Source organism: Streptomyces sp. NBC_01454 (genome assembly GCF_036227565.1).
Classification (GTDB): Bacteria; Actinomycetota; Actinomycetes; order Streptomycetales; family Streptomycetaceae; genus Streptomyces.
On sequence record NZ_CP109460.1, the window covers coordinates 7,179,532 to 7,198,119 of the forward strand.

Genomic DNA, 18,588 nt, shown 5'->3' on the forward strand with positions numbered 1-18,588 from the left:
GCGCATGCAGACGGAGTTGAGCAACACGCTGGGCATCGCGCACGCCGTCTTCGGGTTCACCCCCTTCCCCGCCGTCGCCGCCGCGATCACCCGGGCCGGCGGGTTCGGGGTGCTCGGCGCGGTCCGCTACACCGCCCCGGACGAACTGGCCCGTGACCTCGACTGGATGCAGGACCACACCGACGGACTGCCGTACGGGCTCGATGTGGTGATGCCCGCCAAGAAGGTGGCAGGCGTCAGCGAGGCCGAGGTCGAGGCGATGATCCCGGAAGGGCACCGCCGCTTCGTCACCCAACTCCTCGACACCCACCAGGTACCGCCTCTCGCGGCGGGCGAGACGGCCGGCTGGCGGATCACCGGCTGGATGGAGCACGTCGCCCGCACCCAGCTCGAGGTGGCCTTCGACTACCCCGTCAAACTGCTCGCCAACGCCCTCGGCTCCCCGCCGCCCGACGTCATCCGGCGCGCGCACGACCACGGCATCCTGGTCGCCGCGCTGGCCGGCAGCCCCCGGCACGCCCGGCACCACAAGGACGCCGGCATCGACATCGTCGTCGCCCAGGGCTACGAGGCGGGCGGCCACACCGGCGACATCGCCACCATGGTCCTCACCCCGGAGGTCGTCGCCGCCGTCGGCCCGCTGCCGGTGCTCGCCGCCGGCGGCATCGGCACCGGTGAGCAGATCGCCGCCGGGCTCGCCCTCGGCGCCCAGGGCGTCTGGCTGGGCTCGGTGTGGCTGACCTGCGAGGAGGCCGAGCTGCACTCCCGGCGGCTGACCGCCAAACTGCTCGCCGCCGGCCCCGGCGACACCGTCCGCTCCCGCGCGCTGACCGGCAAACCCGCCCGCCAGCTGCGCACCGCGTGGACCGACGCCTGGGACGACCCGGACGGCCCCAGCCCGCTCCCGATGCCGCTCCAGGGCCTGCTGGTCGCCGAGGCCAACTCCCGTATCCAGCGGCACGAGGTCGAGCCGCTGCTGGGCACCCCGGTCGGCCAGATAGTCGGCCGGATGAACAGCGAACGCAGCGTACAGGCCGTCTTCGACGACCTCACCCGCGGTTTCGAGCGGGCCATCGACCGCGTCAACCGCATCGCCGGACGCGCGTGAAACCCGAGGAGGACAGCGGAATGACACCGGACTCCCCACCCCCCAACGGCTTCTGGGCGCAGGCCACCGCCGCCCCGGACCGCACGGTCCTGATCGCCCCGGACGGCGAGGAATGGACCGCGGGCCGGCTGCACGCCGCGAGCAACCAACTGGTCCACGGGCTGCGGGCGGCGGGCCTGGAACGCGGCGACGCCTTCGCCGTGGTCCTCCCCAACGGCGTCGAGTTCTTCACCGCCTACCTCGCCGCGTCCCAGGCCGGCTTCTACCTCGTCCCCGTCAACCACCATCTGGTCGGCCCCGAGATCGCCTGGATCGTCGCCGACTCCGGGGCGAAGGTGCTGCTGGCGCACGAGCGGTTCGCCGCCGCGGCGCGGCAGGCCGCCGACGAGGCGGACCTGCCGGCCACCCGGCGCTATGCCCTCGGCGACATCCCCGGCTTCCGCCCGTACGCCCAACTCCTCGACGGACAGCCGGAGTCCGCGCCCGCCGACCGCACGCTGGGCTGGGTGATGAACTACACCTCGGGCACCACCGGACGCCCGCGCGGCATCCGCCGCCCGCTGCCCGGCAAACCGCCCGAGGAGACCCACCTCGGCGGCTTCCTCGCCATCTTCGGCATCAAGCCGTTCGACGACAACGTCCATCTGGTCTGCTCGCCGCTCTACCACACCGCCGTCCTGCAATTCGCCGGTGCCGCACTCCACATCGGGCACCGCATCGTCCTGATGGACAAGTGGACGCCGCAGCAGATGCTCGCCCTCATGGACGCACACCGCTGCACCCACACCCACATGGTCCCCACCCAGTTCCACCGGCTGCTCGCGCTGCCCGACAAGATCCGGGCGGCGTACGACGTGAGCGCCATGCGGCACGCCCTGCACGGCGCCGCGCCCTGCCCCGACCACGTCAAACGCGCAATGATCGACTGGTGGGGCGGCTGCGTCGAGGAGTACTACGCCGCGAGCGAGGGCGGCGGCGCCTTCGCGACCGCCGAGGACTGGCTCAAGAAGCCCGGAACGGTCGGCAAGGCCTGGCCGATCAGTGAGCTGGCCGTCTTCGACGACGACGGCAACCGGCTGCCGGCCGGCGAACTCGGCACCGTGTACATGAAGATGAGCACCGGCGGCTTCCGCTACCACAAGGACGAGGACAAGACGAGGAAGAACCGGATCGGGGACTTCTTCACCGTCGGCGACCTTGGCTTCCTCGACGAGGACGGCTATCTCTTCCTCCGTGACCGCAAGATCGACATGATCATCTCGGGCGGTGTGAACATCTACCCCGCCGAGATCGAATCCGCCCTGCTCAGCCACCCCGCGGTCGCCGACGCGGCAGCCTTCGGCATCCCGCACGACGACTGGGGCGAGCAGGTCAAGGCCGTCATCGAACCCGCCGGCGACCACCGTCCGGGCCCCGAACTGGCCGCCGACATCCTGGCCCACTGCACGCGCCTGCTCGCCGGCTACAAATGCCCCAAGTCCCTCGACTTCATCGCCGTCATGCCACGCGACCCCAACGGCAAGCTCTACAAGCGCCGGCTGCGCGATCCGTATTGGGAGGGACGCGAGCGCGCGGTCTAGCGGCGCCCCCCGGCGGCCGGGTGCCTTGACCCCGGGTGGGACGCGGTCGAGGATCGCGCCATGATGCGAGCGCGGAGCAATACGGTCGACGGAGTCCTGCGGCGCAGCGCCCGCCGGGTGCCCGGGCGGACCGCGGTGCGTTACGGGGAGCGGGCCTGGACCTACCGGGAACTCGACGACGCGGTGACCGCCGCGGCCCGGGCGCTGCTGGCGGACGGCCTGGCCCCCGGCGACCGGGTCGCGTCCTACGGGCACAACTCCGACGCGTATCTGATCGGCTTTCTGGCCTGCGCCCGCGCCGGACTGGTGCATGTGCCGGTCAACCACGCCCTCACGGGCGAGGATCTGCGCTACCTCCTCGACCAGTCGGGCAGCGCGCTGGTGCTCACCGAGGCCGCACTGGCACACCGGCTGCCGGACGGGGTGCGCAGCATGCCGCTGTACGGCGGTCCCGACGGGCTGCTGGAACGGCTGGCCGCCGGCGAGGTGCCCGAGGACGCCGGCCCAATGGCCGAGGTGCCCGAGGACGCCCTGGTCCAGCTGCTCTACACCTCGGGGACCACCGCGCTGCCCAAGGGCGCGATGATGACCCACCGGGCGCTGGTGCACGAGTACACCAGCGCCGTGATCGCCCTCGGCCTGCGGGAGACGGACCGGCCGCTGCACTCCCTCCCGCTCTACCACTCCGCGCAGATGCATGTGTTCCTGCTGCCCTATCTGGCCGTCGGGGCGCAGAACACGATCCTGGACGGCCCCGACCCGGACCGGATCTTCGACCTGGTCGAAGCGGGCCTGGTCGACAGCCTGTTCGCGCCGCCGACCGTGTGGATCACGCTGGCGAACCACCCCGGCTTCGCCACCCGTGAGCTGAGCGGACTGCGCAAGGCCTACTACGGCGCCTCGATCATGCCGGTCCCCGTACTGGAGCGGCTGCGCGCCCGGCTGCCCGGGCTCGCCTTCCACAACTGCTTCGGGCAGAGCGAGATCGGACCGCTGGCCACCGTGCTCGGCCCGGACGAACACGAGGGCCGGATGGACTCCTGCGGGCGGCCGGTGCTGTTCGTCGAGGCGCGGGTGGTCGACGAACAGGGCCGGGAAGTGCCCGACGGCACCCGGGGCGAGGTCGTCTACCGGTCCCCGCAACTGTGCACCGGCTACTGGGACAAGCCGGAGGAGACCGCGGAGGCGTTCCGGGACGGCTGGTTCCACTCCGGGGACCTCGCCGTCCGCGACGCGGAGGGCTACTTCACCGTGGTCGACCGGGTCAAGGACGTCATCAACTCCGGGGGCGTACTGGTCGCCTCACGCCAGGTCGAGGACGTGCTCTACGCGCATCCGCAGGTGGCCGAGGTCGCGGTGATCGGACTGCCGGACGCGCGCTGGATCGAGGCGGTGACCGCGGTGGTGGTACGGCGTCCGTCCGGCGCCGGGGGAGCGGACGGCGGGGCCGGGCCGGTGGGGGAGCAGGAGCTGATCGAGGCGGCCCGCGCCCGCCTCGCGCCGTTCAAGGCCCCCAAACGGGTGGTGTTCGTGGACGCGCTGCCGCGGAACGCCAGCGGCAAGGTCCTCAAGCGCGAGCTGCGCGCACGGTTCGGGGAGTCCTGAGCCGCCGGGCGCGGCGCGCGTGAAGGGCGACTGTCAGTGCCCCCTGCCATGCTGAGAAACGGCGGGAAACAGCCATGTACGTCACCATCCGCGCAACGGAGGACCACCCATGCTGACCACCAACTATGTCCCGGGCACACCGAACTGGCTCGACCTCGGAGCCCCCGATGTCGACGCCGCCGCCGCCTTCTACTCCGCCGTGCTGGGCTGGACCTTCCAGTCCGCCGGCCCGGATTCCGGCGGATACGGCTTCTTCCAGCTCGAGGGCAAGACGGTCGCCGCCGTCGGCCCGCTGACGGAGGAGGGCGCCTCCTCCGCCTGGAACGTCTACTTCCAGACCCCCGACGCGGACGCCACGGTCAAGGCCGTCGAGCAGGCCGGCGGCGCGGTGCGCATGGCGCCGATGGATGTCTTCACCGCGGGCCGGCTGGCGGCCTTCACCGACCCGACCGGCGCCGACTTCGCCGTATGGCAGCCCGGCGACACCCAGGGCCTCGACACGGTCATGGAAGCGAACACGCTGTGCTGGACGGAGCTGTACACCACCGACGCGGCCAGGGCCAAGGACTTCTACGGCTCGGTCTTCTCCTGGGCGTACCAGGACATGCCCATGGGCGGTGACTCCGTCTATTCCCTCGTCTCCGCACCGGGCGGCGGCAAGGCCGGCGACTCCGCGCACGGCGGCATCATGCAGCTGCAGCAGGAGCATCTGCGGGCCGGTTCGCCGTCGGAGTGGCACCCCTACTTCGGTGTGGCCGACTGTGACGCCACCTTCGCCGCGGCCACCGACCACGGCGCCACGGTCATGATCCCGCCCTCCGACGCCCCGGGCGTCGGCCGGCTGGCCATGGTCAAGGACCCGGCAGGAGCCCCGTTCGCCCTGCTCAAGGGGGAGCCGAAGACGACCTGAGCCCATCGCCGCCGGGCGCACGCTCCCCGGACGCGGCGCGCCGCCGGTCCTGCCCCGCGGCTCCCGTGCCCGCGGGAAAATGCCACGCGCCCGGCGGCCCGCACGGCTTACCGTCGTGTCCGGGGCGGAGGAACGCACGACGAAGAGAGCGGTCGCGGTGGGTGCACATCCGCAGGAACGGTGGACGGCGTCGGGAGTCAGGCTGCGCCAGGTCACTTCGGGCGCGGGGCGCGGCAACTGGCTGTTCGTGCCCGGCGGGCCGGGGCTGGGCTCGGAGTCCCTGCTCGGCCTGGTGCGGGCGGCTGAGGTGCCCGGAGCCGCCTGGCTGGTCGATCTGCCCGGCGACGGCTCCAACCGTGGTCACCCCGGGCTTCCCGCCGAGCCCTACGCCCACTGGCCCGGAGCCCTCGCCGAGGCCGCGCAGGAACTGGACGACGTGGTCATGGCCGGCCACTCCACCGGCGGTATGTTCCTGCTCTCCGTCCCGGAACTCGAAGGTCTGCTGACCGGCATGGTGCTGCTCAGCAGCGCCCCGCATGCCGGCTGGCGCCCCGGCTTCGCCCGCTACGCCGAGGACCACCCGCTCCCCGATGTCGCCACCGCCGCCGAGCGCTATGCCCGCCAGCCGGACGACGACCACCTCCGCGCCCTGACACTCGCCGCCGCGCCATGGAACTTCCGCCCCTCCGCCCTGGCCGACGGCCGGGCCCTGCTGGCCGGTCTGACTTACTGCCATGACGCGGTGGCCTGGGCCGGTGCCCACTTCGACGACGGCTACCGGGCCCGCTGGCAGCCGACGACCCTCCCCACTCTGATCGTCAGCGGCGCCCGTGACCACATCGTCGACCAGCACATCTGGCAGGACCAGCCCGGCTTCCACGGCCCGCACGTCCTGCACCGCCGGATCCCCGACGCCGGCCACTTCCCCTGGCTCGAGAACCCGACGGCCGTCCGCACCGCCTTCGCCGACCTCGCAGCCCGCCTGAACCTGCCGGACCGAACAGGCCCGACGGCTCGGTGAGAGGACGCCGCGGACTCGCCCTACCCCTTGTCCCGCGGCCGGGCGTCCACAATGCGCTTGATCTTGCCGACCGACCGCTCCAGGGTCTCCGGATCGACGATCTCGACCGCCACCGAGACGCCGATCCCGTCCTTGACGGCGCGGGTGATCAGTCCGACGGCGGCCGCGCGCTCCTGGAGCGTGGCGTCGGGACGTGCCTCGGCGCGCACGGTCAGCCGGTCCAGCCGGCCCTCGCGGGTCAGCTTCAGCTGGAAGTGCGGGGCGACGCCCGGTGTCCGCAGCACGATCTCCTCCACCTGCGCGGGGAAGAGATTGACCCCGCGCAGAATGATCATGTCGTCGCACCGACCGGTGACCTTCTCCATCCGGCGGAAGGCGGGGCGCGCGGTGCCGGGCAGCAGCCGGGTCAGATCACGGGTGCGATAGCGGATCACCGGCATCGCTTCCTTGGTGAGCGAGGTGAACACCAGCTCGCCGTGCGCCCCGTCCGGCAGCACCTCGCCGGTGATCGGGTCGACGACCTCCGGATAGAAGTGGTCCTCCCAGATGTGCAGCCCGTCCTTGGCCTCCACGCATTCCTGGGCCACGCCGGGGCCCATGACCTCCGACAGGCCGTATATGTCCACGGCGTCGATCGCGAACCGCTCCTCGATCTCGCGGCGCATCTCCTGCGTCCAGGGCTCGGCGCCGAAGACGCCCACCCTGAGCGAGGTCGTCCGGGGGTCGATGCCCTGCCGCTCGAACTCGTCCAGCAGGGTGAGCATGTACGACGGGGTGACCATGATGATCTCGGGGCGGAAGTCCTGGATGATCTGCACCTGGCGGCTGGTCATCCCGCCGGACGCCGGCACGACCGTGCAGCCGAGCCGCTCCGCGCCGTAGTGCGCGCCCAGACCGCCGGTGAACAGGCCGTAGCCGTAAGCGATATGGACGGTGTGTCCCGGCCGTGCGCCGGCCGCGTACAGCGAGCGGGCGACGACGTCCGCCCAGCGGGCGAGGTCGCCCTCGGTGTAGCCGACGACGGTGGGGCGGCCGGTGGTGCCGCTGGAGGCATGGATACGGCGCACCTCCGCCTTGGGGACGGCGAACATCCCGAAGGGGTATTGGGCGCGCAGATCATCCTTCACGGTGAAGGGGAAGCGGGCGAGATCGTCGAGCGAACGGCAGTCCTGCGGATGCAGCCCGGCCCGGGCGAAGGACTCCCGGTAGAACGGGACGTGGTCATAGGCGTGCTGCAACGAGGCGCGCAGCCGGGTCAGTTGCCGGTCGCGCAACGCGTCCCGGGAGAGCCGTTCCGCCTCGTCGAACGTCTCACTGCCCTCAGCCGCTGCCGGCATGGAGTTCACCGCCTCGTTTCCCTACCGATCATTCGGTAGCCACGTGCTGATCCAAGTAATCAGCGCGCGGCGAACACGTCAAGGGGCGTGGCGCGGCGCGCTCGCGGGTAGCGTCCCGCGCATGAGTGAGGTCCGGATGGTGCAGGTCGGTGAGGTCCAGCTGGCATACCGGGTGTGGGGTGAGGAGGACGCCCCGCCGGCGGTGCTGCTGCACTGCCTGGGCGAGGACGGCGAGGACTGGCGCGGCGTGGTCGGCCGGCTGGCCGGTACCCACCGTGTCTTCGCCCTCGACCAGCGCGGACACGGCCACAGCGACTGGCCGGGGGACTACGGCTTCGCGCGCTGGCGGGATGACGCCGTCGGATTTCTGCGGGCGCTCGGCCTGGAGCGGGTGCTCCTCATCGGGCACTCGCTGGGCGCGGTGGCCGCCCTGCTGGTGGCCGCGGACCGGCCGGACCTGGTGGCACGGCTGGTCCTGGAGGAGGTCGCCCCGCCGCTGCCCGCCGACCCGCCGCAGGAGGTGCCCGCGCAGCCGGCGGGCCCGTCCTCGTTCGACTGGCAGGCCAAGATCGCGGTGGTGGCGGAGCGGAACGCACCCGACCCCGGATGGTGGGAGGCGGTGGCGCGGGTGACCGCGCCGACCCTGGTCCTCGCCGGCGGGGAGACCAGCCACATCCCGCAGGCGCACCTCGCCGAGCTGGTCGAGCGGCTGCCCGATGCCCGTCTGGTGACGGTGGAGGGCGCCGGCCATCTCGTCCACGAGGAGCGCCCCGGGGAGTTCCTCACCGCCGTCAACTCGTTCCTCGCGCCGCACTCCTGGTGACTGAGCCGGAAATTCGCCGTTGGTTGGATAGGAGTCGCCTTGGTCTGGAGATTCCTCCGTTGTCGGTGACCGATGCCCGGCGGGCTGTACTGGAAGGCTGGGTGCGTCGTCGTACGACGGCTCAGGCTCTGGCCCAGCGGTCGCGGATCGTGCTGGAGTGCGCCGACGGGCACTCGGTCATGGGGGTGTCCCGTCGGCTGCGAATCACCCCGGACACGGTCCGGACCTGGCGGCAGCGCTTTATCGCACGTGGCCTGGACGGCCTGTCCGACGCTCCGCGGCCTGGTGTCCCACGGAAGATCACCGACGTAGCTGCCGAACGGGTCATCGTCAAGACGCCGGAGGAGAAGCCCAGGAACGCGACGCACTGGTCGATCAGGCCGACGGCGGCGGCCACAGGAAGGCCGCAGCCCGCGGTCTCACGGATCTGGCGGGCCTTCGCACTGGCCCCGCACCGGTCACAGACGTTCAAGCTCTCCACGGACCCGCTGTTCATCGACAAGGTCCGTGATGTCGTGGGCCTCTACCTCGATCCTCCTCTACCCGGCCGTGCGTGAACACTTGGCACAGGGCGGTGCGTTGGCGGACAAGGAAACTGATCACGGGCGTATGGAACGGCTCCTCAAGGACCTCGCTGCCGGCGACAGCGGTTTCACCGAGCTGCGGGGCCACGTGCCCCAGCTGACCCTGGACCGGCACCCCTGCGCGCTCAGCCCCGTCAGACCGGTAGGTCTGACTGATGGCGCGCCGCGGGTTGGTGGGAATGCGGCATCGGCGGCCCTGTCGGCAGGGCGAGACGATAGGCAGGGACGAGAGCCGATGCGCCGACGTGTGGACGGCGCTGACCATCTGAACGAGAAGATCGAGGTCAGTCGGACTTGTCCCGCAGGTAGCACAGGGCCATCCGCGGCAGTTCCTCGCTGAGCGTGGCCCAGCCGTTGTCCGAGGCCACGCCCTCGGGGGCGGTCACCCGCCATTCCAGCATGGCCTGCGCCGCGCGCAGTACGAATGCGATCCGGTCCCGGTCGACATGCGCGGGCCGGTCCGGGTGAGCCATCAGTGCATCGCACAGCCCCGTGAAGACTTCCTGGAGCTTGCCCAGGACCGCCTCGCCACGGTGCGGATGAAGCGCGGTACGGAGAGCGAACTCGCCGATGAGCGCGGCATTCTGTCGGAAGATCATGACCATGGCGGTGATATATCGGGTGACGAGGTCCTCGAAGTCCGCCGCCTCTCCGACGGCCTCCCGTGTGGCCAGCTCGCGGCTGATCAGCTGGTCCAGCCAGCAGTCCTGGGCCGCCGCGAGCAGTGCGTCCCGGCCGGCGAAGCGCTGGTAGACCGTGCCGACCGCGACGCCGGCGCGGGTCGCGACGTCCGCGACAGTCAATACCGCGGCGCCGCGTTCGGCCACAAGCTCCTGTGTCGCATTGAGGATGCGTTCCATTGCGGCGCGGCTGCGCTGCTGCTGCGGGGGGCGGGGGTCGTTGCGCGTGGTCACGGATCGATTGTCGCATCCACCGAGAAGTGAATGTGAATTCATATTCATGTTATGGTCGCGACGTCGGATGCGGCCGGAGTCCGCCCGGACTCGGAATCGAGGGCGAGCGATGCTGCCTTACCTCCAGGCGCCGGCGGCCGGAGCGGTCGCATGATCGGCGCACCGGTCCACGCTCTCGTCTCCCTCGGCGCCGGCGTGCCGGCCTTGCTCCTGTACCGGCTCATGGGCGTGGCCACCCCGGCCCCGCCCTGGGTGGCCCTTGCGGACGGCTCGGCAACGCCGCCGGCGAACACGTCGGCAATGAGGCCGTGCACCACCTGCGTCACCGACCTCGCGCCGGCCACTCCGACACCACGGAACCGGACTCCCCAGAAAGGCGATCATCGTGCATCCCGTGACGTACCACCCGGTCCCCACCCAGGACCTGTTCCGCTACAACGCCGAACGGATCAAGGACAAGCCCTACGCCAAGTACTTCAACGGCGATCTGTGGCTCCACGGCGAGGCCCTGCCGTTCCTCAAGGAGCGCATGAGCCCGAGCGCCATGCTCTCCTCGGCCCCCGCCGATCTCAACAAGCTGCTGGAGCCCGGCTATCTGGAGGGTGAGACCGGCTTCGGCCTCACCGAGGCCGGCCATCCCTACGTCGCCAGCTTGACTCACTTCCCCGGCTGTACCCCGGAGATGTTCACCTGGTGGTTCTGGTGGCACTCCGTGGAGCCGGAGCGGTACTCCCTGTGGTACCCCTACAACCACCTGCAGTCCGGGCCCCGCGACCGGGACAAGCTGACCCGGCCCGGCCTCACGGACGCAGAGCGCTACATTGGCAGCCGGCACGAGATCATCGAGTACATCGGCCCGCACCGCGCCGAACTGTGGGTCGAATTCGTGGACCCGGCCGAACTCGGCATGGACACCGGCCGCTTCGCCGAGTCCGGCTACCGGGCCCACGCCTGCGGCCATATCCAGAACGGTTGCATGATCCACCTGGTGCGGGACACCGCTGAGGGCTTCGAGCTGCGCAGTCGCTACATATTCGACCAGGGCCCCGCCCCGGCGGACGACGCGGCTCGCAACGGGGCACTGGGCCTGGCCTACGAGCTCGTGCTGCACGACCAGATCGAGTTCACCCACCTGTCGACCTTCCTCGCCGATATCTACGGCGAATTCGGCGGACAGCAGCCCTGAACGCGCCGTCCGACCCTGGTGAGGCGGGCACCAACCACGGTGTGGGCCCGCCTCACCTCGTACGTCTGGGCCCCGCGCCAGGTGCGTGCCGTCAGCAGTGGCGTCCACTGTCCAGTGCCTGACCGTCACGGCGACAGACCCGGCGCAGCGGATGGCCGGCTGCCCCGGGCGGAGCCGCCAGGCTGACGCCTACATGCCGCCGCGGCGTCGCCGAGCGGTTGTGTGTTCCTACCAATCCAACGACGAATTCCCGACTCACGCCACTAGGGCCCGTCCGCTGGATCCCGGCCGTGCCGCACGGAAATGCACCCCGGCACGATGATTGCCCGGTCTTGTCAGGTTCGCGGCCTTATCTTGACCAGGACTTCCCCCGGAGCCCCGGGGAACGCGAGAAAGGCCCATCGTGCAGCTGACCCCCTCGATACGGAGCGCCCTGGCAGCCGGCGCCGCCGTGACCGTCCTGTTCGCCGGAGCCGGGGCGGCCGCCGCGGCCCCGGTCGCCACCCCGCCGGCCGCCGCCCCGGCTTCGTCGGCCGCCCCCGCACACTCCCCGTACGCCCAGCTCCGGCCGCTCGCCGCGCTGTCGGCCGAGCGGCTGGCCACCGCCGATGTGGTGGCCGCCGCGAAGTGGGGCACCGGCAGCCCGATCGACGACCCGGCCCGTGAGCAGGAGGTGCTGAACTCCGTGGCGGACCAGGCCCGGCAGCTGGGCGCCGACCCCGCGGCGACGATGCGGATCTTCCGGGACCAGATCGAGGCCAACAAGGTCGTGCAGCGCGGGCTGTACCGCCAGTGGGACGCCAACCCGGCACAGGCGCCCACCGAGCGGCCCGACCTCCAGGAGGTCCGCAAGGAGATCAACCGCATCAATGGCGAGCTGGTGCGGGCCATCGCCGCCTCCCCGCACGCCCGCTCGGCGCCGTCCTGCGCCCCGCTGCTCACCACCGCCGCCGTAAAGGTCCGCGCGGAGCGGAAGCTGGACGGGCTGCACACGGTGGCGCTGGCCCGTTCCCTGCGGTCGGTCTGCGCCGCGGTCTGACCCGCGCGCCGGCCCCGGTGCCGGGCGGCGGGCGGGCCGACCGCTCGGCTCAGGCGGTCCGCCCGCCCGCCGCCACCGCCTTCGCCCAGCGGTAGTCCGCCTTGCCGCTGGGGGAACGCCGGATGTGGTCGGTGAAGACGACGGTGCGCGGAATCTTGTAGCCCGCCAGCCGGGTCCGGCAGTGGTGCTGTATCCCCGCGAGGTCCAACGGCGCGGCGCCCGGCCGCAGTTGGATCACGGCCGCGACCCGGTTGCCCCACCGCTCGTCCGGCACGCCCGCCACCAGCGCGTCATAGACGTCCGGATGCGCCTTGAGCGCCTGCTCGACCTCCTCCGGATAGATCTTCTCCCCGCCGGAGTTGATGCACTGCGAGCCCCGGCCGAGGACGGTGACGATGCCCGCCTCGTCGACGGTGGCCATGTCGCCGAGCAGCACCCAGCGCTCACCGTGCGTCTCGAAGAACGTCTCGGCGGTCTTCTTCGGGTCGTTGTAGTAGCCCAGCGGCACGTGCCCGTGCTGGGCGAGCCGGCCCACCTCGCCGGCCGGCACCGGCTCGTTGGTCGCCGGGTCCACCACCGCCGTACGGGAGTTGACCTGGAGCCGGAAGCCCCGGCCGGGGCCCGAGTCGTCGGTGGCGGTGCCGTTGAAGCCGGATTCGGAGGAGCCGAAGTTGTTGAGCAGCAGGGCGCCGGGGAGCAGCGCGCGGAACTGGCCGCGCACGGTCTCCGACAGGATCGCGCCGGAGCTGCTGACGCTGAACAGCGAGGAGCAGTCGGTGCCCTGGAGCGGCCCGGCGAGCGCGTCGACCAGCGGGCGCAGCATGGCGTCACCGACCAGCGACACGCAGGTGACCCGCTCCCGCTCGACGGTCCGCAGCACCTCCTCGGGCACGTACTTGCGGTGCAGGACGACCTTCTGGCCGAAGTGGAAGGCGATGAACGCGGTGAGGGTGGAGGTGCCGTGCATCAGCGGGGGAGTGGGGAAGAACACCAGGCCGTCGTCGCCGGCCGCGACCCGCTCGGCCAGCTCCTGCGGCCGCCGCACCGGCTCACCGGTCGGGGCCCCGCCGCCCATCCCGGAGAAGAACAGGTCCTCGTGGCGCCACATCACGCCCTTGGGCATGCCGGTGGTGCCGCCGGTGTAGATGATCATCCGGTCGTCGGCGGAGCGCGGCCCGAAGCCGCGCGCGGGGGAGGCGCCGGCCTCGGCGTCGGCCAGCGCGACGGGGGCGACCGACGGCCGGGGTGCGCCCTCGGGCGGGGTGCCGACCCGGACCAGATGCCGCAGTCGGGGTGCCCGCGGAAGGGCGCCGGCCACCCGCGCGGTGAACTCCGCGTCGAAGACCAGTGCCGTCAGATCGGCGTCCCGGTAGAGATAGGCCAACTCCTCTTCCACGTAGCGGTAGTTGACGTTGACCGGGACGGCCCGGATTTTCAGGCAGGCGTAGAGCGCCTGAAGGTAGCCGACGCCGTTGTAGAGGTGCAGTCCGACGTGCTGACCGGGTCCGATGCCGTGCTCGGTGAGGTGATGGGCGAGACGGTTGGCGGCGCGGTCCAGCTCGGCGTAGGTCAGCCGCTGTTCGGCGCCGGAGCCCGGGTGCTCGACGTACACCAGCGCCTCGCGGTCGGGGACCGTGTCGACGATCGACTCGAAGAGGTCGGCAAGGTTGAACTCCACGTCTCCTCCAGACCGGGCGGACGTCGGCTTGGCGGTCATTAGAGCGCCGCCCGGAGGAGCTGGGAAGGGCCGCAGCCAAGAAATCTGACTGCCTGTCAGAAAAGCCTTGAAGTCGCCGTGCGGCTCCTGCACCCTGTTCTGCGTCGTGAGACGGGAGGACACAATGGGCGGGACGGAACATCTGACCGTGGCGCGCACCGGCGCGACCCTGGTGCTCACCCTCAACCGGCCGGAGGCGAAGAACGCACTCTCGTTGGCGATGCTGGTGGGCCTGTACGACGGCTGGGTCGCCGCCGACGAGGACGACGGGATCCGCTCCGTCGTCCTCACCGGTGCCGACGGCACCTTCTGCGCCGGTATGGACCTCAAGGCCCTGGCGGGCGACGGCATGGCCGGCGAGCAGTACCGCGACCGGCTGCGCGCCGACCCCGACCTGCACTGGAAGGCGATGCTGCGCCACCACCGCCCCCGCAAACCCGTGATCGCCGCCGTCGAGGGCCACTGCGTCGCGGGCGGCACGGAGATCCTCCAGGGCACCGACATCCGCGTCGCCGGCGAGAGCGCCACCTTCGGCCTCTTCGAGGTCCGGCGCGGACTGTTCCCCCTCGGCGGCTCCACCGTCCGCCTCGCCCGCCAGATCCCCCGCACCCACGCCCTGGAGATGCTGCTCACCGGCCGGCCCTACCCCGCCGACGAGGCCGCCCGCATCGGCCTGATCGGCCAGGTCGTGCCCGACGGTACCGCCCTGGACAAGGCCCTGGAGATCGCCGAACTCATCAACGGCTGCGGCCCGCTGGCCGTCGAAGCCGTGAAGGCATCCGTCTACGAGACCGCCGGGATGACCGAGGCCGACGGGCTCAAGGACGAACTCGCCCGCGGCTGGCCGCTCTTCGCCACCGCCGACGCCAAGGAGGGCTCACGGGCCTTCGCGGAGAAGCGCCCACCCGTCTTCCGGCGCGCCTGACCCAAGGAGAACCGAATGCCAGAGGTGTCAGAGGTCCTCACGGCGCCCCTCGTCGTGGAATTCCCCTTCACCCGCTCGCTCGGCCCCGTCCAGAGCGCCTTTCTCACCGGGCTGCGCGAGCGCACCGTCCTCGGCGTGCGGACGGGCGACGGACGGGTGGTCGTCCCGCCCACCGAATACGACCCGGTGACGGCCGAGGAACTCCGTGAGCTGGTCGAGGTCGGCAGCGCCGGCACCGTCACCACCTGGGCCTGGAATCCCGCGCCGCGCCGCGGCCAGCCGCTCACCACCCCCTTCGCCTGGGTCCTGGTCCGGCTCGACGGCGCCGACACCGCACTGCTGCACGCACTGGACGCCACCGGCCCCGACGCCGTCCGCACCGGGATGCGGGTCCGCGTCCGCTGGGCCGCCGAGCGCACCGGCGCCATCACCGACATCGCCTGCTTCGTACCGGACGACGGCCCCGCCGGCGAGGGGCTCCCCGCCGTGCACCGCGGGGAGTTCGCCGACCCCGTCACCCTGCTCACCGCCCCCGCCCGCCTCGACTACACCTACGCGCCCGGCCGCGCCCAGTCCCGCTACCTCCAGGCGCTCGCCGGCCACCGGACCGTCGGCGAACGCTGCCCCTCCTGCCGCAAGGTCTATGTCCCGCCCCGCGGCGCCTGCCCCACCTGCGGCGTCGCCACCGACACCCAGGTCGAGGTCGGCCCCCGCGGCACCGTCACCACCTTCTGCATCGTCAACATCAAGGCTCGGCATACGGCGAATCTCGACATCGAGGTCCCCTACGTCTACGCCCATATCGCCCTGGACGGCGCCGACCTGGCCCTGCACGCCCGCATCGGCGGCATCCCGTACGACCGGGTCCGCATGGGCCTGCGCGTGGAGCCCGTGTGGACCGAGGGCGGCCGCTTCCCCGACCACTACCGCCCCACCGGCGAACCCGATGCCGACTACGACAGCTACAAGGAGCTGGTGTGATGCGCGAGGTCGCCATCGTCGCCTTCGGGCAGAGCGTGCACGTCCGCGACAGCGCGGAGATCTCCGAGGTCGAGATGCTGATGCCGGTGCTCCACGACGTCCTGGCACAGACCGGCCTGGCGGCCCGGGACATCGATTTCACCTGCTCCGGCTCCTCCGACTACCTCGCCGGCCGGGCCTTCTCCTTCACCATGGCCCTGGACGGCGTCGGCGCCTGGCCGCCGGTCTCCGAATCCCATGTCGAGATGGACGGCGCCTGGGCGCTGTACGAGGCCTGGGTGAAGATCCTCACCGGCGAGGCGGACACCGCGCTGGTCTACGCGTACGGCAAGTCCTCGCCCGGCGACCTCCGCGAGGTCCTCACCCGCCAGCTCGACCCGTACTACGTCGCCCCGCTGTGGCCCGACTCCGTCGCGCTGGCCGCCCTCCAGGCCCAGGCGCTGATCGACGCGAAGCTGACCGACGAGCGGGAACTGGCCGGAATCGCCGCCCGCAGCCGCGCCGACGCGGAGTCCAACCCGCACGCCCAGCTGCGCGGCGCCCTGCCCGCCGGAGAGCCCCTCGTCGCCCCGCTGCGCAGCGGCGACTGCCCGCCCATCGGCGACGGCGCCGCCGCCGTCGTCCTCGCCGCCGGCGACACCGCCCGCCGGCTGGCCGCCCGCCCCGCCTGGATCCGCGGCCTCGACCACCGCATCGAGGCGCACAGCCTGGGCGTGCGGGACCTCACCGACTCCCCGTCCACCCGGCTCGCCGCGCAGCGCGCCGGCGCCTTCGAAGGCCCCCATGGCCTTAAGGGCAGGGGCGGTGTCCCCACCGTGGACACCGCCGAGTTGCACGCCCCCTTCACCTCCCAGGAAGTCGTGCTGCGCCGCGCCCTGGGCCTCGACGCGGCGGACGGCACGGTCCGGATCAACCCCTCCGGCGGCGCACTGGCCGCCAACCCCGTCATGGCCACCGGTCTGATCCGGCTCGGCGAGGCCGCCGCCCGCATCCACCGCGGCGCATCCGACCGCGCCCTCGCGCACGCCACCTCGGGGCCGTGCCTGCAGCAGAACCTGGTCGCCGTCCTGGAGGGGGAGTGATGAGCAAGGAGCCCGTGGCCGTCACCGGCATCGGCCAGACCGCCCATGTCGCCGCGCGACGCGACGTCTCCCTCGCCGGACTCGTCCGGGAGGCGGCCCGACGCGCCCTGGACGACGCCGAGTTGACCTGGGCGGACATCGAAGCCGTCGTGATCGGCAAGGCCCCCGACTTCTTCGAGGGCGTCATGATGCCCGAGCTGTACCTCGCCGACGCCCTGGGCGCCGTCGGCAAACCGATGCTGCGGGTGCACACCGCCGGCTCGGTCGGCGGCTCCACCGCCCTGGTCGCCGCCAACCTCGTCGCGGCGCGGGTCCACCGCACCGTCCTCACCCTCGCCTTCGAGAAGCAGTCCGAGTCCAACGCCATGTGGGGACTGTCCCTCCCCATCCCCTTCCAGCAGCCCCTGCTGGCCGGCGCCGGCGGCTTCTTCGCCCCGCACGTGCGCGCGTACATGCGCCGCACCGGCGCGCCCGACACCATCGGCTCCCTCGTCGCCTACAAGGACCGCCGCAACGCCCTCAAGAACCCCTACGCCCACCTCCACGAGGAGGACATCACCCTGGAGAAGGTCCAGGCCTCACCGATGCTCTGGGACCCGATCCGCTACTCCGAGACCTGCCCCTCCTCCGACGGCGCCTGCGCCATGATCCTCACCGACCGCGCCGGAGCCGCCCGCGCACCGCACCCGGCGGCCTGGGTGCACGGCGGGGCGATGCGCAGCGAACCCACCCTCTTCGCCGGCAAGGACTTCGTCTCCCCCCAAGCCGGCAAGGACTGCGCCGCCGACGTCTACCGGCAGGCCGGCATCACCGACCCGCGCCGGCAGATCGACGCGGTGGAGATGTACGTCCCCTTCAGCTGGTACGAGCCGATGTGGCTGGAGAACCTCGGCTTCGCCGCCGAGGGCGAGGGCTGGAAACTCACCGAGGCCGGCGTCACCGCGCTCGACGGCGATCTCCCCGTCAACCCCTCCGGCGGAGTGCTGTCCACCAACCCGATCGGCGCCTCCGGCATGCTCCGCTTCGCGGAGGCCGCCCTCCAGGTACGTGGCCGGGCCGGCGCCCATCAAGTAGACGGCGCCCGCCGGGCGTTGGGCCACGCGTACGGCGGCGGCTCCCAGTTCTTCGCGATGTGGCTGGTCGGCACCGACGCACCGGCCACCTGACACCCCCGGGGGGCGGGCGCCCCGCCCCGTGCGCCCGCCCCCGGACCCCCGCCCCCACCACCGCGCCACGTCCTCTGTCCGTCCCCGGACACACTGGCTACGCTGATCGCGGAGGACGAACCGGGAGGAGCGGGAATCGTGGCCGACAGCATCACCGAGCAGCGGCTCGCGGGCGGGCCCAGGCCCGACCTCGACCTGGCGCAGGCCGAATGGCAGTCGAGCACCCAGGGCGTGGGCGACGTACAGATCGCCTTCGTCGAGGGCTATATCGCGATGCGCAACCGCCGCAGTCCGGAGATCCCGGCACTGATCTTCACCCCCGCCGAGTGGCACGCCTTCGTCGTCGACGCCCGCGAAGGGGCATTCGATCTGACGTAGAGCCTGTGCCGAGTTCAGATCACGATGCGGGGGACGGCCCATCCGGCAGCCCGTGTGCGTGTGGGTGTCCCGCACCCCCGCTTCATCGAGGTCGTCGATCTACGCGGCGCCATCCTCTGGATCCGCAGCCTCCCACCCGGCGCGTGATCCGGACCCGGAAAGGTTCTCGGCCCGGGACGGCAGCGGTGTACGCAGGTCGCCGGAAGGGGTGGGTGATAGCCCCGATCGGGCG

17 protein-coding genes are annotated in these 18,588 nt (G+C 71.9%); 14 read left to right on the top strand and 3 right to left on the bottom strand.

The annotated features are described in order from the left end of the window. Positions 1 to 4 precede the first annotated feature (4 nt). The 5 genes from OIU81_RS31830 to OIU81_RS31850 all read left to right on the top strand — a co-directional run bounded on the left by OIU81_RS31830 (position 5) and on the right by OIU81_RS31850 (position 6,224). On the top strand, positions 5 to 1,108 hold the full coding sequence (locus tag OIU81_RS31830) for an NAD(P)H-dependent flavin oxidoreductase (RefSeq protein WP_329153371.1): 1,104 nt from the start codon (positions 5 to 7) through the stop codon (positions 1,106 to 1,108). 20 nt (positions 1,109 to 1,128) lie between these two features. Next, the gene (locus tag OIU81_RS31835) at positions 1,129 to 2,688 is read left to right on the top strand and encodes an acyl-CoA synthetase (protein ID WP_329153373.1); all 1,560 of its coding nucleotides are present in this window, start codon (positions 1,129 to 1,131) and stop codon (positions 2,686 to 2,688) included. Positions 2,689 to 2,748: 60 nt separating this feature from the next. Then, entirely contained in the window at positions 2,749 to 4,293 is a 1,545-nt protein-coding gene (locus OIU81_RS31840) for an acyl-CoA synthetase (RefSeq protein WP_329153374.1), read from the top strand. Positions 4,294 to 4,402: 109 nt separating this feature from the next. After that, positions 4,403 to 5,203 carry a VOC family protein gene (locus tag OIU81_RS31845; protein ID WP_329153375.1) on the top strand — a complete coding sequence of 267 codons (801 nt, stop codon included), beginning with the start codon at positions 4,403 to 4,405 and terminating at the stop codon, positions 5,201 to 5,203. A gap of 157 nt (positions 5,204 to 5,360) precedes the next feature. Beyond that, positions 5,361 to 6,224, top strand: coding sequence for an alpha/beta fold hydrolase (locus OIU81_RS31850; protein ID WP_329153376.1), 864 nt, complete (start codon positions 5,361 to 5,363; stop codon positions 6,222 to 6,224). A gap of 20 nt (positions 6,225 to 6,244) precedes the next feature. Here OIU81_RS31850 and paaK read toward each other — a convergent pair whose 3' ends face one another. Then, positions 6,245 to 7,561, bottom strand: coding sequence for a phenylacetate--CoA ligase PaaK (gene paaK, locus OIU81_RS31855; RefSeq protein WP_329153377.1), 1,317 nt, complete (start codon positions 7,559 to 7,561; stop codon positions 6,245 to 6,247). Positions 7,562 to 7,682: 121 nt separating this feature from the next. Here paaK and OIU81_RS31860 point away from each other — a divergent pair, with 121 nt between their 5' ends. Together OIU81_RS31860 and OIU81_RS31865 are read left to right on the top strand one after the other, a co-directional pair. After that, the gene (locus OIU81_RS31860; RefSeq protein ID WP_329153378.1) at positions 7,683 to 8,384 is read left to right on the top strand and encodes an alpha/beta fold hydrolase; all 702 of its coding nucleotides are present in this window, start codon (positions 7,683 to 7,685) and stop codon (positions 8,382 to 8,384) included. 65 nt (positions 8,385 to 8,449) lie between these two features. After that, positions 8,450 to 8,941: a helix-turn-helix domain-containing protein gene (locus OIU81_RS31865; protein ID WP_443074173.1), complete on the top strand. Its 492-nt coding sequence runs from the start codon at positions 8,450 to 8,452 to the stop codon at positions 8,939 to 8,941. A gap of 311 nt (positions 8,942 to 9,252) precedes the next feature. Here OIU81_RS31865 and OIU81_RS31875 read toward each other — a convergent pair whose 3' ends face one another. Then, on the bottom strand, positions 9,253 to 9,882 hold the full coding sequence (locus OIU81_RS31875) for a TetR/AcrR family transcriptional regulator (RefSeq protein ID WP_329153380.1): 630 nt from the start codon (positions 9,880 to 9,882) through the stop codon (positions 9,253 to 9,255). 394 nt (positions 9,883 to 10,276) lie between these two features. Between OIU81_RS31875 and OIU81_RS31880 the strand changes: the two genes are divergently transcribed. Both OIU81_RS31880 and OIU81_RS31885 read left to right on the top strand, forming a co-directional pair. Next, positions 10,277 to 11,068, top strand: coding sequence for a DAPG hydrolase family protein (locus tag OIU81_RS31880; protein ID WP_329153382.1), 792 nt, complete (start codon positions 10,277 to 10,279; stop codon positions 11,066 to 11,068). A gap of 403 nt (positions 11,069 to 11,471) precedes the next feature. Next, the gene (locus OIU81_RS31885; RefSeq protein WP_329153383.1) at positions 11,472 to 12,107 is read left to right on the top strand and encodes a chorismate mutase; all 636 of its coding nucleotides are present in this window, start codon (positions 11,472 to 11,474) and stop codon (positions 12,105 to 12,107) included. 49 nt (positions 12,108 to 12,156) lie between these two features. Here OIU81_RS31885 and OIU81_RS31890 read toward each other — a convergent pair whose 3' ends face one another. Then, positions 12,157 to 13,785 carry an acyl-CoA synthetase gene (locus tag OIU81_RS31890; RefSeq protein WP_329153385.1) on the bottom strand — a complete coding sequence of 543 codons (1,629 nt, stop codon included), beginning with the start codon at positions 13,783 to 13,785 and terminating at the stop codon, positions 12,157 to 12,159. 163 nt (positions 13,786 to 13,948) lie between these two features. Here OIU81_RS31890 and OIU81_RS31895 point away from each other — a divergent pair, with 163 nt between their 5' ends. The 5 genes from OIU81_RS31895 to OIU81_RS31915 all read left to right on the top strand — a co-directional run bounded on the left by OIU81_RS31895 (position 13,949) and on the right by OIU81_RS31915 (position 18,356). After that, entirely contained in the window at positions 13,949 to 14,749 is an 801-nt protein-coding gene (locus OIU81_RS31895) for a crotonase/enoyl-CoA hydratase family protein (protein WP_329153387.1), read from the top strand. A gap of 24 nt (positions 14,750 to 14,773) precedes the next feature. Beyond that, a complete protein-coding gene (locus OIU81_RS31900) occupies positions 14,774 to 15,730 on the top strand; it encodes a Zn-ribbon domain-containing OB-fold protein (protein ID WP_329155506.1) in 957 nt (318 codons plus the stop codon). Further along, positions 15,730 to 16,812, top strand: a complete 1,083-nt coding sequence (locus OIU81_RS31905; RefSeq protein ID WP_329153389.1) for a thiolase domain-containing protein — start codon at positions 15,730 to 15,732, stop codon at positions 16,810 to 16,812. Before OIU81_RS31900 ends, OIU81_RS31905 begins: the two co-directional genes overlap by 1 nt. Next, positions 16,812 to 17,978, top strand: a complete 1,167-nt coding sequence (locus OIU81_RS31910; protein WP_329153391.1) for a thiolase domain-containing protein — start codon at positions 16,812 to 16,814, stop codon at positions 17,976 to 17,978. The genes OIU81_RS31905 and OIU81_RS31910 overlap by 1 nt, the downstream gene beginning before the upstream one ends. Before the next feature lie 138 nt (positions 17,979 to 18,116). Next, on the top strand, positions 18,117 to 18,356 hold the full coding sequence (locus OIU81_RS31915) for a DUF397 domain-containing protein (protein ID WP_189096904.1): 240 nt from the start codon (positions 18,117 to 18,119) through the stop codon (positions 18,354 to 18,356). Positions 18,357 to 18,588 lie beyond the last annotated feature (232 nt).

Excerpts from the sequence above, each read along its gene's own strand:
- OIU81_RS31830 (WP_329153371.1), top strand. The coding sequence starts at position 5 with ATGCAGACGGAGTTGAGCAACACGCTGGGCATCGCGCACGCCGTCTTC.
- OIU81_RS31835 (WP_329153373.1), top strand. The coding sequence starts at position 1,129 with ATGACACCGGACTCCCCACCCCCCAACGGCTTCTGGGCGCAGGCCACC.
- OIU81_RS31840 (WP_329153374.1), top strand. The coding sequence starts at position 2,749 with ATGATGCGAGCGCGGAGCAATACGGTCGACGGAGTCCTGCGGCGCAGC.
- OIU81_RS31845 (WP_329153375.1), top strand. The coding sequence starts at position 4,403 with ATGCTGACCACCAACTATGTCCCGGGCACACCGAACTGGCTCGACCTC.
- paaK (WP_329153377.1), bottom strand. The coding sequence starts at position 7,561 with ATGCCGGCAGCGGCTGAGGGCAGTGAGACGTTCGACGAGGCGGAACGG.
- OIU81_RS31860 (WP_329153378.1), top strand. The coding sequence starts at position 7,683 with ATGAGTGAGGTCCGGATGGTGCAGGTCGGTGAGGTCCAGCTGGCATAC.
- OIU81_RS31895 (WP_329153387.1), top strand. The coding sequence starts at position 13,949 with ATGGGCGGGACGGAACATCTGACCGTGGCGCGCACCGGCGCGACCCTG.
- OIU81_RS31905 (WP_329153389.1), top strand. The coding sequence starts at position 15,730 with ATGCGCGAGGTCGCCATCGTCGCCTTCGGGCAGAGCGTGCACGTCCGC.
- OIU81_RS31910 (WP_329153391.1), top strand. The coding sequence starts at position 16,812 with ATGAGCAAGGAGCCCGTGGCCGTCACCGGCATCGGCCAGACCGCCCAT.